This window comes from Fusobacterium perfoetens, from assembly GCF_021531595.1.
Lineage (GTDB): Bacteria > Fusobacteriota > Fusobacteriia > Fusobacteriales > Fusobacteriaceae > Fusobacterium_B.
In genome coordinates, this window is the sequence record NZ_JADYUD010000006.1 from 72,925 (window position 1) to 87,740 (window position 14,816).

15 protein-coding genes and 1 tRNA gene are annotated in these 14,816 nt (G+C 27.3%); 15 read left to right on the forward strand and 1 reads right to left on the reverse strand.

What is annotated here, in order from left to right; all coding sequences use genetic code 11:
• Nucleotides 1–7 precede the first annotated feature (7 nt).
• From rfbC to corA, 12 genes are all read left to right on the forward strand, one after another.
• The gene (rfbC, locus tag I6E17_RS04850) at nt 8–580 is read left to right on the forward strand and encodes a dTDP-4-dehydrorhamnose 3,5-epimerase (RefSeq protein ID WP_328225683.1); all 573 of its coding nucleotides are present in this window, start codon (nt 8–10) and stop codon (nt 578–580) included.
• Entirely contained in the window at nt 577–1,419 is an 843-nt protein-coding gene (gene rfbD / locus I6E17_RS04855; RefSeq protein ID WP_235235919.1) for a dTDP-4-dehydrorhamnose reductase, read from the forward strand. The genes rfbC and rfbD overlap by 4 nt, the downstream gene beginning before the upstream one ends.
• 12 nt (nt 1,420–1,431) lie before the next feature.
• Nucleotides 1,432–2,154: a cytidylyltransferase domain-containing protein gene (locus I6E17_RS04860; RefSeq protein ID WP_235235920.1), complete on the forward strand. Its 723-nt coding sequence runs from the start codon at nt 1,432–1,434 to the stop codon at nt 2,152–2,154.
• 12 nt (nt 2,155–2,166) lie between these two features.
• Complete coding sequence (locus tag I6E17_RS04865; RefSeq protein WP_235235921.1) at nt 2,167–3,360, forward strand: dTDP-glucose 4,6-dehydratase; 1,194 nt, start codon at nt 2,167–2,169, stop codon at nt 3,358–3,360.
• 29 nt (nt 3,361–3,389) lie between these two features.
• On the forward strand, nt 3,390–4,223 hold the full coding sequence (locus tag I6E17_RS04870) for a D-alanyl-lipoteichoic acid biosynthesis protein DltD (RefSeq protein WP_235235922.1): 834 nt from the start codon (nt 3,390–3,392) through the stop codon (nt 4,221–4,223).
• The gene (locus I6E17_RS04875; RefSeq protein ID WP_235235923.1) at nt 4,220–5,146 is read left to right on the forward strand and encodes a glycosyltransferase; all 927 of its coding nucleotides are present in this window, start codon (nt 4,220–4,222) and stop codon (nt 5,144–5,146) included. Before I6E17_RS04870 ends, I6E17_RS04875 begins: the two co-directional genes overlap by 4 nt.
• 18 nt (nt 5,147–5,164) lie before the next feature.
• A complete protein-coding gene (locus I6E17_RS04880; RefSeq protein ID WP_235235925.1) occupies nt 5,165–5,335 on the forward strand; it encodes a hypothetical protein in 171 nt (56 codons plus the stop codon).
• A 61-nt stretch (nt 5,336–5,396) separates the two neighbouring features.
• Nucleotides 5,397–5,729: an acyltransferase gene (locus I6E17_RS04885; protein ID WP_235235927.1), complete on the forward strand. Its 333-nt coding sequence runs from the start codon at nt 5,397–5,399 to the stop codon at nt 5,727–5,729.
• 62 nt (nt 5,730–5,791) lie between these two features.
• Nucleotides 5,792–6,802 carry an ATP-grasp domain-containing protein gene (locus tag I6E17_RS04890; RefSeq protein ID WP_235235930.1) on the forward strand — a complete coding sequence of 337 codons (1,011 nt, stop codon included), beginning with the start codon at nt 5,792–5,794 and terminating at the stop codon, nt 6,800–6,802.
• Nucleotides 6,803–6,819: 17 nt separating this feature from the next.
• Nucleotides 6,820–8,007, forward strand: coding sequence for a hypothetical protein (locus tag I6E17_RS04895; RefSeq protein ID WP_235235932.1), 1,188 nt, complete (start codon nt 6,820–6,822; stop codon nt 8,005–8,007).
• A gap of 29 nt (nt 8,008–8,036) precedes the next feature.
• The gene (locus I6E17_RS04900; RefSeq protein WP_235235934.1) at nt 8,037–9,137 is read left to right on the forward strand and encodes a DegT/DnrJ/EryC1/StrS family aminotransferase; all 1,101 of its coding nucleotides are present in this window, start codon (nt 8,037–8,039) and stop codon (nt 9,135–9,137) included.
• 162 nt (nt 9,138–9,299) lie between these two features.
• Nucleotides 9,300–10,364 carry a magnesium/cobalt transporter CorA gene (gene corA / locus I6E17_RS04905; protein ID WP_235235936.1) on the forward strand — a complete coding sequence of 355 codons (1,065 nt, stop codon included), beginning with the start codon at nt 9,300–9,302 and terminating at the stop codon, nt 10,362–10,364.
• A gap of 106 nt (nt 10,365–10,470) precedes the next feature.
• Here the strand turns inward: corA and I6E17_RS04910 are convergent.
• A tRNA-Gln gene (locus tag I6E17_RS04910) sits at nt 10,471–10,545 on the reverse strand.
• A 137-nt stretch (nt 10,546–10,682) separates the two neighbouring features.
• Between I6E17_RS04910 and I6E17_RS04915 the strand changes: the two genes are divergently transcribed.
• From I6E17_RS04915 to I6E17_RS04925, 3 genes are all read left to right on the forward strand, one after another.
• Nucleotides 10,683–11,486 carry a Cof-type HAD-IIB family hydrolase gene (locus tag I6E17_RS04915; RefSeq protein ID WP_235235937.1) on the forward strand — a complete coding sequence of 268 codons (804 nt, stop codon included), beginning with the start codon at nt 10,683–10,685 and terminating at the stop codon, nt 11,484–11,486.
• A 176-nt stretch (nt 11,487–11,662) separates the two neighbouring features.
• Entirely contained in the window at nt 11,663–13,360 is a 1,698-nt protein-coding gene (locus I6E17_RS04920; protein ID WP_235235938.1) for an FAD-dependent oxidoreductase, read from the forward strand.
• A gap of 30 nt (nt 13,361–13,390) precedes the next feature.
• Nucleotides 13,391–14,647, forward strand: coding sequence for a YeeE/YedE family protein (locus tag I6E17_RS04925; RefSeq protein WP_235235939.1), 1,257 nt, complete (start codon nt 13,391–13,393; stop codon nt 14,645–14,647).
• The last annotated feature ends 169 nt before the right edge of the window (nt 14,648–14,816 follow it).

A 14,816-nucleotide genomic window follows, 5' to 3' on the forward strand; every position in this document is an offset into this window, starting at 1 on the left:
AATGAAGTTGATTAAATTTGAGAAGATAGAAATAGGAATAGAAGGAGTATTTTTAATAAAACCATTTGTTCATGATGATAGCAGAGGTTTTTTCTATGAAAGTTACAATAAAAAAGATTTTTTTGAATTGGGAATAACAGATGAGTTTGTACAGGACAACCATTCTAAATCTCAAAAAAATGTCTTAAGAGGTCTCCATTTTCAAAAAAATTATCCACAGGGAAAATTAATAAGAGTTATTAAAGGGAAAATATATGATGTGGTTGTAGATTTAAGAAAGGAAAATTCTACTTTTGGGAAATGGCTTGGAGTAGAATTATCTGAAGAAAATAAGTATATGTTATATATTCCTAAAGGTTTTGCACATGGTTTTTTGACTTTGGAAAATGAAACGGAAGTTTTATATAAAGCTACAGACTACTATAATTCTGAAGATGAAGATGGGATAATTTGGAATGATAAGACACTTAATATAGATTGGAAATTTAAAGAATACGGTATAGATGGAAAAAATCTTATTTTATCTGAAAAAGATAAAAAACAATTATCTTTTGAAAAATTTTTAGAGGAAAATAAATGATACTAATAACAGGTGCAAATGGTCAGCTTGGATATGATTTTAGGAGAATGTTTGACGAAATAAAAGAAGAGTATATTGCAACAGATGTAAATGATTTAGATATTACAGATATAGAAAAAGTAAGAGGATTTATAAAAGATAAAAATATTTCTCTTATTATAAATTGTGCTGCATACAATAATGTAGATAAAGCAGAAGATGAACCTGAACTTTGTAGAAAATTAAATACATATGCTTCAAGAGATTTAGCAATAATTGCAAATGAAATAGGTGCAGATTATATAACTTATTCAACAGATTTTGTTTTTGATGGGAAAAAGAAATTTCCTTATACAGAAGAAGACATTCCTAATCCATTATCAGTTTATGGAAAAACAAAACTAGAGGGAGAACAGGAAGTTTTCAGAGTAAAACCAAATAGTTTTGTAGTAAGAACATCTTGGGTATTTGGAATTGCTAATAATAACTTTAACAAGCAGGTTATTAATTGGAGTAGATCAAAAGATGAACTTTCTATTGTTGATGACCAGATTTCATCACCAACATATTCAAAAGACTTAGCATATTATAGCTGGGAACTAATTAAAACAAAAAAATATGGGCTTTATCATTTGTCAAATGATGGAGAAGCGAGTAAATATGACCAAGCAAAATATGTTTTAGATAAAATAGGTTGGCAAGGAAAATTAAAGAGAGCTAAAACAAAAGATTTTAATTTAAAAGCAGAGAGAGCAGAATACACAAAGCTTGCAAGTAACAAATTAGAAAAGACAATAAATATGAAAATACCTTCATGGGAAAATGGAATAGATAGATTTTTAGAAGAAATTACAAAGTAAAAAGGAGAAACTATGTATAAAAATAAAAGAATTTTAGCAATTATTCCAGCAAGAGGAGGAAGTAAAGGAGTACCAAGAAAAAATATAATAGAAGTTGGAGGAAATCCTCTTATTAAATATACAATAGATTGCGGAAAAAATTCTAAATATCTTGATAGGGTAATAGTTTCTACAGAAGATTTAACTATTAAAAGAATAGCTGAAGAAAATGGGGGAGATGTTCCTTTTTTAAGACCTGCTGAATTAGCAGAAGACACTTCTAAAACAATAGATTGCATAGTTCATGCTGTAAATACTTTAAAAGCCATGGGAGAAGAATATGATTATGTTATGATATTACAAAACACAGTTCCTCTTAGAAAATCATGGCATGTTGATGAAGCTATAGAAAAAATTATAGATAAAAACGAAAGAAGTCTTGTAAGTATTTCAGAGGTAGATGAACACCCAATTTTAATGAGAACTTTAAATGAAGATGAAAGTGTGAAAAATTTACTTCATATGAACAGTACTATGAGAAGACAAGATTTTCCAAAGTTTTATAAAGTAGATGGAGCAATATATATTCAAAAAATAGATGATGAATTTAATTTAAATACAAGTCTGAATGATGGAAAGCTTGGATATATAATGGAGAGAAAATATACTACAGATATTGATAATTATATTGATATAAAAATAGTTGAGTATTATATTGAAAAAGAAAGAGAAAAAGAAGCAGAATTAATGAAATAGGAGAAAATCTTTATGAAAACATATTTAGTAACAGGAGCAGCAGGATTTATTGGAGCAAATTATTTAAAATATATTTTAAATAAACATAATGATATTTTTGTAGTTGTTCTTGATAAATTAACTTATGCTGGAAATTTAAAAAATATAGAAAACGAATTAAAAGATAAAAGAGTAGAATTTGTAAAAGGAGATATCTGCAACAATGAATTAGTTGAAAATATTTTTTCAAGATATGATGTTGATTATGTTGTAAACTTTGCAGCAGAATCTCATGTTGACAGAAGTATTGAAAATCCAAAGCTATTTCTTGAAACAAATATTCTTGGAACTCAAACTCTTTTAGATACAGCAAAGAAATACTGGACTGTTGGAAAAGATGAAAAAGGTTATCCAGTATATAAAGAAAATAAAAAATATTTGCAAGTTTCAACAGATGAAGTTTATGGAAGTCTTAAAAAAGATATAGCAGAGGGGAAAGAACTTACTTTTAACGATAAAGACTTAGATATTCTTTTACAAAATAGGGGAGAAGTAAAAACTTTTGGAAATAAGTTTTTTACTGAAACAACACCTCTATCTCCAAAATCTCCATATTCAACATCAAAAGCAAGTGCAGATATGTTAGTAATGGCATATCAAGAAACATTCCATATGCCAGTGAATATTACTAGATGTTCAAACAACTATGGAGCATACCAATTTCCTGAAAAATTGATTCCTTTAATAATAAATAATGTTTTACATGGAAAAAATCTTCCAGTATATGGAGATGGAATGAATGTGAGAGATTGGTTATATGTAGAAGATCACTGTAAAGGAATAGATACAGTTCTTGAAAAAGGAAGATTAGGAGAAGTCTATAATATTGGTGGATTTAACGAAGAAACAAATATAAATATTGTAAAACTTATAATTGATACAATTTCAAAAATAATGACAAATGAACCTGAATATAGAAAAATTTTAAAAACAGATTTAGAAAATATAAATTATAATTTAATAACTTATGTTCAAGATAGACTAGGACACGATGCAAGATATGCGATAGACCCAAGTAAAATAGTAAAAGAACTTGGCTGGTACCCAGAAACACCATTTGTAATAGGAATAGAAAAAGCAATAAGATGGTATTTAGATAATCAAGAATGGATGGAAGATGTGACAAGTGGAGATTATCAAAAATATTATGAGAAGATGTATAGATAAAATATATTTTTGTGAATGGAGAAAAAATGGTGGGAAAAATATTAATATTATTACTAATATCATTACTTTTATGGAATTTTATTATAATAATCGTAAATAAAAGAAAGTATAAAAAACATTTTCCAATTAAAATAAAGATTTTTAATCTAGGAAGTTCACATGCTTATTTTGCATATGATTATGATGAAAAAAAGAAATGTGTAAATTTAGGAGATATTTCACAAACATTGTATTATGACAATATTGTGTTTGATCATATATATGATAGAATAGAAGAAAATGCAATTTGTTTTTTAACTCTAAGCTATTTTAGTTTTGCAGGAAAAGAAAGATGGTTAAAAGAAGATCTTATAAAGTATTATAAATTTTTAAAATTAAAAAAATTTAAAAAACAAGAAAAATTAGAATGTTTCATATATAGATATTTACCGATTATATGGAGTATTAAGAAAAAAATAAAAAAAAGATATTTAAAAAGCAGAAAACTGTCAAAAGAAGAGAGAATAAAAGGTCATGCTAAAAAATTAGAAACCTCAATTAATAAAGAGTATAATATTGCTTTGATTATAGATATTTTAGAAAAATGTAAAGCAAAGAAAATAAAAGTCATATTTATAACAACTCCATTTACAGAATATTATAATTCTTTTTTTCCTAAAGAACTATTAGAAAAAAATTTTTATGGTATAATATTAAAATTATCTGAAAAATATAAGATAAGATACTTTGATTTTTCCCATGAATATGAAATTTTTAATAAGAAAGAATATTTTGATGATTATGATCATTTGAGTAAAGAAGGAAGCAAAGTTTTTATGCAAGAATTAATAAAACAATTAAAAAAAGAAGGTATAGAAATATGATTAAAGTAAGTGTTGTAATGATAACATATAATCATGAAAAATATATAGAAAAGGCTGTTGAAAGTGTTTTGATGCAAAAAGGAGATTTTGAATTGGAACTTTTAATAGGGAATGATAAATCTCCTGATAGAACGGCAGAAATACTAAAAAAATATGAAAAAGATGAGAGAGTTAAAATTTTTAATAGAAAGCAAAATATGGGAGCTACTAAGAATGAATTAGATATCAAAATGAAGTGTTTAGGAGATTATATAGCTATTTTAGAAGGAGATGATTATTGGGTTACCGAAGATAAATTAGATAAACAATTAAAAATATTACAAAAATATGATGATGCAGTACTGTGTTACACAGATTCGTATACGGTAAATGAAAATAATCAAATAATAGGACAAAAGTTAGTAAAGAGAGAGTGTATAGAAAACTTTAATTCTTTAATGGCAAACAGAGGGGAAATACCAACAGGAACAATAATGTGTAAAAATATTTTTAAATATGAGAAAAATATAGATAACTTAAAGAAATTATTAACTAGCAGTGAAATGATAGGAGATTTAAGTTTGTTTGCAGCTCTTATTAAAGAAGGAAAATTTTATAAACTGAACGAATTTACAGGAGCATATAGATATATAACAAATTCAACTTCTTATTCGTCTAGAAGTGATTTATATAAAGAATACGAATTATACAAAGTATTTAAAGGGATAGCTGAATATTATAATTTATCAGGGCTGAAAAAATATTTTTTCTTAGAAAGAAGAAGAAATAGAGTTCTAAAAGAAATACAAAAAGAAGATAAAAGAATAGAAGATGTTTTAGGAAACTTAAAATTAGATGATAAATTAAAAATATTTATATATAATTTGATTAAACCATTTGATGACTTAAAAGAAAGTCTGAATAAGAAAAAATATAGAATTTAATTTAGGGAAGGTTTGATTATGGGATTTTATTCAAGAGAACAATTAGAAAAAATAGGTTTTAAATTTTTAGGAAATAATGTATTAATAAGTGATAAAACAAGTATTTATTCTCCCGAAAATATTTCAATAGGAAATAATGTAAGAGTAGATGATTTCAGCATTTTGAGTGCGGGGGGGGGGATACATTAATATAGGAAACCATATTCATATAGCAGCTTTTGGAGCTTTTTTTGGGGGAAGTGGAATAGTAATGGAAGATTTTACAACGACTTCTTCAAGAGTATGTATATATAGTATATCTGATGATTATTCAGGAGAAACAATGACTAATCCCATGATTCCTGAAAAATATAAAAAATTAGAATATGGAAAAGTTATCATAAAAAAACATTCAATAATAGGAAGTGGAACAACAATACTTCCAGGAGTTACTTTGGAAGAAGGAACTTCTATAGGAGCTAATAGTCTGGTATTAAAATCAACAGAACCTTGGGGAATTTATGCAGGTTCTCCAATAAAGAAATTAAAAGATAGAAAAAAAGATTTATTAAAATTGGAAAAAGAATTTTTAGGAACTAAATAATAAAAAAATTTTTTCTTCCAAGTTTTAATAGATATTTTTAATGATATAAAGGAGATTTAATTATGAATATTTTATTAACATCAGTTGGAAGAAGAAGTTATTTAGTTGAATATTTTAAAAAAGCTTTGAAAGAAGAAGGGAAAGTTTATGTTTCTAATAGTTCCAATCTTTCTCCAGCATTTCAATATGCTGATGAATATGTAGTTACTCCTCTTATTTATGATAAAGAGTACATAAATTTTTTGCAGAAATATTGCCTAGAAAAAAATATAAAAGCGATAATTTCACTATTTGATATAGATTTACTTGTTTTATCAAAACATAAAAAAGAATTTGAAAAGTTAGGAATTAGAATAATTGTTTCAGATGAAGAAGTTATAAAAGTATGTAATGATAAATGGCAAACATTTTTATTTTTAAGAGAAAATAATTTTAATGTCCCAGAAACTTATATTAATTTAAACGAGGCTAAGAATGCTTTAGAAAAAGGGAAAATAAATTTTCCATTAATGTTAAAACCTCGTTGGGGAATGGGCTCTATATCAATATACGAAGCTGAGAATATAGAAGAATTAGATATTTTTTATAAAAAAATAGATAGAGAAATTCAAAAAAATTATTTGAAATATGAATCAAGTCAAACTATAGGAGAAAATATTTTAATTCAAGAAAAACTTAAAGGGCAAGAATATGGTTTGGATATAGTAAATGATTTAGAAAAAAATTATTGTACTACTTTTGTTAAAAGAAAAAATGCAATGAGATCAGGAGAAACTGACTGTGCAGAAACGATAGATTCTTTAGAATTAAGAGAACTAGGCAGACAGATAAGTAGTAAAATGCAGCATATAGGAAACTTAGATGTTGATTTATTTTTATCAGAAGAAAAACCTTATATATTAGAAATGAATGCAAGATTTGGTGGAGGTTATCCATTTAGCCATCTAGCAGGTGCTAATTTACCAGAGGTTATTATAAAATGGCTAAAAAATGAAAAATTAGACGATAATAAAGATTTAAAAATTCAATATAATGTAATTGGTCAAAAAGATATAAAAATAATAAAATTATAATAATATGAGGGAGAAAAATGAATGAAAAAATAGAAACACCATATTTTCTAATTGATAAAGAAAAATTAGAGAAAAATTTTGAAGATATGTATGTTGCATTTAAAAATAAATGGAAAAATCTGATTATAGGATATTCTGTAAAAACCAATTCTTTACCTTGGATTATTAATTATTTTAAAGAAAAAGGAGCTTATGCGGAAGTAGTTTCTAAAGATGAATTTGAATTAGCAAAAGCATTAGGATTTTCTTTAAATAATATTATTTATAATGGTCCAATTAAAAGTGAAAAAACTTTTATAGAAGCCTTAGAAGGAAATAGTATATTAAATATAGATTCTTTTACAGAAATAGAATGGTTGAAGAAGAATAAACCAAAAAATCAAAGGATGTGGGAAATAGGTATAAGAATAAACTTTGATTTAGAAAGTATGTGTCCTGGTGAAACAGTAATGGGACAAATGGGTGGTCGTTTTGGTTTTAATTATGAAAATGGTGAATTTTTTAATGCTATAAAAGAATTAGAAAAATTGGAATATATAAAAATATCAGGATTACATTTACATAATAGTACTAAAACTAGAAGTTTAAATGTATATAAAGATATTTCAGAAATGGCTATAAAAATAAAAGAAGAATTTAAAAATTTAAATTTTAAATATATAGATGTAGGTGGAGGATTTTTTGGTGGTTTAAAAGATAAACCTCAATTTTTAGAGTATGCAAAGGTTATTACAGAAATATTAGAAAAAAAATATTCAAAGGATACAACTTTAATAATAGAGCCTGGAGCATCTTTGGTTGCTTCTCCAATTTCTTTTATTAGTAAGGTTATTAGTATAAAAAATGTAAAAGAAAATAGAATATTAACTATTAATGGAAGTTGCAATAATATTAATCCTTTGATGAGAGATAAAAAATTTAATATAAAATTTAAAAATGATTTAACTGCAAGAAATATAATAAAGAATCAAATAATAGCAGGATATACTTGTATGGAAAATGATATTTTGTTATGTCTAAAAAATGAAAAAGAATTATTTTTAAATGATGAAATAGAATTTTTAAATATGGGGTCCTACACGATGACATTATCTCCGTTATTCATAGAATACTTTCCAAAAGTAATCGTGAAAGATAAAGATAAATATTCTATTGCTAGAGAGAGATGGGCAGTAAAAGAATTTTTACAAAAAAATTATTTATGATAATAAATAAAGATAAGGATGGAAATATAATGAATAAACAAATATTAGTAACTCGTTCTTCAATGCCTGACTTTGAAGAATATTGTAATGAAATAAAAGAATTATGGGAAACACATTGGCTTACAAATATGGGAATAAAGCATAAAGAATTAGAAAAATCTTTATTAGAATATTTAAAAACTCCAAACATTACACTTTTTACAAATGGACATTTAGCTCTTGAATGCATAATAGCAGCTTTTAATTTTCAAAAAGGAAGCGAAGTAATAACAACTCCTTTCACTTTCGCTTCAACAACACATGCAATATCAAGAAATGGCCTTATACCCGTTTTCTGTGATATAAATCCAGAGAATTTTACTATTGATGCAGATAAAATAGAAAGTTTAATAACAGAAAAAACATGTGCTATTATTCCTGTTCATGTTTATGGAAATCTTTGTGATGTTGAAAAAATAGAAAAGATAGCAAAGAGACATAATTTAAAAGTCATTTATGATGCAGCTCATGCTTTTGGAGTAGAAAAAAATGAAATAGGAGTAGCTAATTTTGGCGATGCTTCAATGTTTAGTTTTCATGCTACAAAAGTATTTAACACAATAGAGGGTGGAGCAGTAGCTTATAAAGATGGCAAATTAAATAAGGTTCTATATGATATTAAAAACTTTGGAATAACAGGACCAGAATCAGTGGAATACATTGGTGGAAATGCAAAAATGAATGAATTTCAAGCAGCAATGGGAATTTGTAATCTTCGTCATGTTGATAAAGAAATAGAAAAAAGAAAAAGAGTTGTAGAAAAATATAGAGAAAGATTACAAAATGTAGAGGGAATAAAAATTATTCACACTCCTGAAGGAATAAAAGAAAATTATGCTTATTTCCCAGTGATTTTTGATAATTATAAATACACAAGAGATGAAATATTTAAGAAATTAGGAGAAGAAAATATAATTGCTAGAAAATATTTTTATCCTTTAATAAATGATTTTGATTGCTATAAAGAAAAATACAGTTCTAAAGATACTCCTGTGGCTAAATATATGGCAGATAGAGTGCTAACATTACCTTTGTATGCAGATTTAGAGTTAGAAATTGTAGATAAAATATGTGATATTATATTAAAATAATATTATTTTTGTAAATATAATGATTCAGATAAAAATAATAAGAATGAAATGAAATTTTAATTTTAAAAATTTTTTTAAGAGATAAAATATTCTAAAATAACTTTATTTTTAATATCTAAGTCAAATTATATATAACCATTATTATTTTTAAAGGAGCTTTATATGAAGGAAAATATATATAGCAGAAGAAAAGTAGGTCTCCCTCCTGGAACAATTTTTTATACAGGAGATAAAGTAAATAAAAATATTGAAATGGAATTATATTCTTTTGACGGAGCAGAGATTCAGAGGAAAACTCTTAATGAGAGTGAAGATTTAAGTTTTTTAAAAGAAGAAGGAAAATTTAATTGGCTTAATATAAATGGGATTCATAATATTGAACTTATTAATAAAATAGGACAAGTTTTAGGGATAAATTCTTTAGTTTTAGAAGATCTTACCAATATAAATCAAAGAGTAAAAATAGAAGTATGGGAAAATTATCTTTTTATTGTTCTTAAGATGGCAGGATTCAGCACAAGGAATAGAGTAGTTGAGTATGAGCAAATATCTTTTATTCTTGGAAAGAATTATCTTATAACTTTTCAGGAAAAAGAGGGAGATGTTTTTGATACAATAAGAAAGAGGATAGAAATACCAGGATCAAAAATATTTCAGAGAGGGATAGGATATCTTACTTATGCTATGATTGATGTGATTGCAGATAATTATTTTGTTGTTCTTGATTCTATTGAAGAAAAGATTGATAGATTGGAAAGAAAAATTTTAAATGATTTTTCAGATAAACTGGCAGAAAAAATCTTAAAATTAAAAGCAGAACTTTCTGTCTTAAAAAAAGGAATTTATCCTATAAGGGAAATAAGTGCAAAACTTCAAAGTGAAGATGTGCTTCCTTATTTTGGAAAGAGCAATAAGATGTATCTATCAGATCTTCATGATCATGGGATAACAATATGTGATATTATAGAAAATATGACTTCAAGAACTTCAGAACTTTTTCAGCTTTATTATTCTATATTAAGCAATGATATGAATAATGTTATGAAAGTTTTAGCAATAATTTCAACAATATTTATGCCTTTAAGTTTTTTGGCAGGACTTTACGGAATGAATTTTAAATATATGCCAGAATTAGATTGGACATATGGATATTTTATAGTTTTAGCAATAATGGCAGTTCTTGTAATAGGAATGATTATAATTTTTAAGAATAAAAAATGGATGTAAAAGAAAAAGTGCTTAATTAAAAGCACTTTTTCTTTTTTGAGACTATATATTAAAATTTTATTATGAACCATAAAAAAAACACCTAAAGGTGTTATTATTTTTTAAATGGCTGGGGCGGCTGGATTCGAACCAACGCATAACGGAGTCAAAGTCCGTTGCCTTACCGCTTGGCGACGCCCCAATACATTTTTACTCACAAAAATTATTATATCTTAAAAAGAAAAAAAAGTCAACAAAAATATTTAAAAATAAAATATAAATATAACAGCTATGAGAGTGTGTTATAATATAAGAAGATACATAAACAGGAGGTGCACAGTGAGATATAAAGCAGTTATTTCTGATCTTGACGGAACATTGTTAAATGGAGAACATAAGATATCAGAATATACAAAAAATGTAATAAAAAAAATAATTGGGCAGGGAGTAAAATTTATAATTGCAACAGGAAGACATCATACAGATGCTCTTTGTTTTAAAAATCAGTTAGGAGCAGATTCATATTTAGTTTCAGCAAATGGTTCTAAAGTACATGATAATGAAAATCATGAAATAATAGTTCACAATATACCAAAAGATCTTACAGAGAAACTTTTAAATGTAAAAGTTTCTTCTGATATAATAAGGGGGGTATACGCAGGAGATAATTGGTTCACAGAAATTCATGTTTCTGAATTTGATGAATATCATGTTGAATCAGGATTTAAACCAAAAGTTGTAGATTTTGAAAAGTTAAAAGGACAGGAAATTTCAAAAATTTTCTTTATAAGTGAAAATATAAAAGGACTTGAAGAACTTGAAAAAGAACTAAGAGCAAACAAAGAGTTTGTAGAAAAATTAGATATAACAGCTTCTTTAGATAATTGTCTTGAGGTTATGATAAAAGAAGCAACAAAAGGAAATGCTGTTATAGAAATTCTTGAGAAAGAAGGAATTCTTCCTGAAGAAGCTATAGCTTTTGGAGATGGGCTTAATGATAAAGAGATGCTTACAGTTGTTGGAAAAGGTGTTATTATGGGAAATGCCAGTGATAAATTAAAAGCTCTTCTTCCAGATTTTGAAGTGATAGGAACATCTTCAGAGGATTCTGAAGCACATTATTTAGAAAAGATATATAAATAAAAATAAAATTCTCTAAGAAATTATTTTTTCTTAGAGAATTTTATTTTTTATGTTACCCATTGAAATTATTCAGAAAACTATTGACGATACTATCCTAAATTTGATATACTGGGTATGGGTATAATATAATAGTTTAATTTATTGAAAAATAAAATAGAATAAGGGGGGAGTATTTTATGAAAAAAATACTTATAATCGGTGGTGTTGCAGGTGGAGCTTCAGCTGCTGCAAGACTTAGAAGACACAGCGAAGAAGACCAAATAGTTATGTTTGAAAAAGGACCTCATGTATCTTTTTCAAATTGTTGTTTGCCTTATCATCTTAGTGGAGTAGTGGAAAGTGCAGATAATCTAGTTCTTATGTCGCCTGAAAAATTTATGAAACAATACAGAATAGAAGCAAGAGTCAATAATGAAGTAATCAATATTGATAGAGCTAAAAAAGAGGTAACTGTTAAAAATTCTGTTACTGGGGAGGAGTATACTGAAAATTATGATAAACTTATTTTATCAATGGGAGCAAAACCAATAGTTCCAAAAATCCCTGGTATTGAAAATGTAAATACTTTCACAATTAGAAATGTTGTGGATATTGATAGATTAAATAAATTTATAAAAAATATGGATTCTAAAAATGTTACAGTAATCGGTGGAGGATTTATTGGTGTTGAAACTGTAGAAAATCTGAAAGAAGCAGGATTCAATGTAACTCTTGTAGAGGCTGCGGCTCAAATAATGAAACCATTTGACTATGATATGGTACAAATTCTTCACAAAGAGATTTATGATAAAGGAGTAAATCTTATCCTTGGAGATAAAGTAGTAGGATTTGAGAAAGACACTGTTATTCTTGAATCTGGAAAGAAAATAGAAGCTCAGGCTGTTGTTATGGCAATAGGTGTAACTCCTGAAACAGAACTTGCTGTAAAAGCAGGAATTGAACTTGGAAAAACAGGGGCAATTAAAGTAAATCAAAACTATATGACAAATGATAGAGATATATACGCTGTTGGAGATGGAATAGAAGTTTACAGCTCTCTATTCAATGATTACTTCAAACTTTCTTTAGCAGGACCTGCTCAAAAAGAAGCAAGAAGTGTAGCAGACCATATAAATGGAATGAGAATAGATAACAGAGGATATATAGGTTCATCAGTTATAAAAGTATTTGATTACAATGGAGCTTCAACAGGACTTACAGAAGCAGCAATTAAAGAAAGAAAATTAAATATAAACTATGAAACTGTAGATATGATTCCAGGAGATAGAGTTGGACTTATGCCAGAAGCAAGACCTGCTCACTTTAAATTAATTTATGAAGTTCCTACAGGAAGAGTTCTTGGAGCACAAGCTATTGGTAAAGGAGAGGTTTGCAAAAGAATAGATGTTATAGCAACAGTTATTAAATTTGGAGGAACAATAGATGATCTTAAAGATTTAGAACTTTGTTACGCACCGCCTTTCGGAACAGCAAAAGATATAACAAACTTTGCAGGATACATTGCAACAAACTTAATGAACGATGATTTCAGACAAGTTCATTTCCATGAAGTTAGAGAGTTAGTTGAAAATGGAGCATTTATAATAGATGTAAGAGAAAAAGATGAATACGACTTAAGTCATCTTAATACATCTGTAAATATTCCTATGAGTGAAATCAGAGAGAGAATAAATGAAATTCCTAAGGATAGACCTGTATATATTCACTGCAGAAGTGGACAAAGAAGTTACAATGTATGTTTATTATTAAGTCATCTTGGATTTACAAATATTTGGAATATTTCAGCAGGATTTATGGGAATATCATTCTATGAATTTTTCAATGATAAAGCAATGAATAGAAAACCTATTTTAACAAACTACAATTTTGACTAATATATTTAAAGCGGGAGAAGAAACATAATTATGAAAAAAGGACAAAATTTATTGGGAGCAGTTATACTGTTATTAATTTTATTTATTGGACACAACTATTTAAAATCAAGTATGTTATTTTTAAGACTTGTTTTAGGAATGACTTTAGGATATGCACTTACAAGAAGTTTCATGGGATTTGCAGGAAGCGTAAATAGAGCTTACAACACAGGTTCAACAAAACTTATGAGAGTATTAATGGGAATGTTTACAGCAACAGCAGCAATTTCAATAGCATTTTTATACAATGCTGATCCAGCTTCATATGATTTATGGGTAAATCCAATTAATCTTGGACTTATTCTTGGAGGAATCCTATTCGGATTTGGAATGACTTTTTCAATGTGCTGTGCTTCAGGAGTACTTACAGATTTAATAACTGGGCTTCCAAGAGCATTTGTAACAATAATTTTCTTTGGAATGGGAGTATTTTTAGGATATCCTATCCAAAGCAGAGCATGGGTAAAAGAATCTTGGTTCACATCAGAAACAGGAGCAAAACTTGCAGGGGGAGTATATCTTCCAGATCTATTTAAATGGGATGGACTTAATGGATATTTAGGTGCTATGATTGTAACAGGAATCTTAGCTTCAATAGTTGTATGGCTTTCAATGAAGTATGAAGATGCTAAAAAAGCTGACGGAACTTTTAAAGGTGTTGGAAGTGAGATAGAACAGTATAAACACACTGAAGAGGAGTACAAACCTTTTGTATTTTTCAGTGAGGAAACTTACAAAAAAGTTTTTGTAAAGCCTTGGAGAATGAGCACAGGTGCTTCTGTTATAATAGCAGTATTTACAGTTCTTATGGGTGTTACAAAAGCAGGATGGGGAGCATCTACTCCTTATGGAATCTGGTTTGGTAAAGCTCTTATGATGTTTGGGGTAGCTCCTGAAACTCTTGCAGATATGTCAAATAAAGCTGTAAAAGCTTATACATCTCCTTTCTTTGAAAGTGGAATAAATGTTCAAAATATAGGTATAGCTTTAGGAACATTAGTATGTCTTCTTCTTGCAGGATCATTCAGAGAGGTATTTATGTCTGAAATGAAAATATCTGCAAAGGATGTTGTTCTATTTGCTGTTGGAGGATTTTTAATGGGATACGGAACAAGACTTGCAAATGGATGTAATGTTGGAGCATTATATACTCCTATAGCAAACTTCTCTTTATCAGGATGGGTATTCCTTGTATTCCTTGTTGCAGGAGGAATTTTAGGAAACAAAGTTGCTGAAAAAGTTAGATAATGTAGTTATAAAATAAAATTCTCTAAGAAAAAATCGTCGATGCAGGAGCTGAGAGTTTGGAAAAACTTTCAGCGACTAGCAGAGCCGACGAACTGGAAAATTTAATTATTTAAATTTTCAGTTTGTTCAGCGTTATGTAAAGATTTTTAATATTGAGAATTTTATTTTT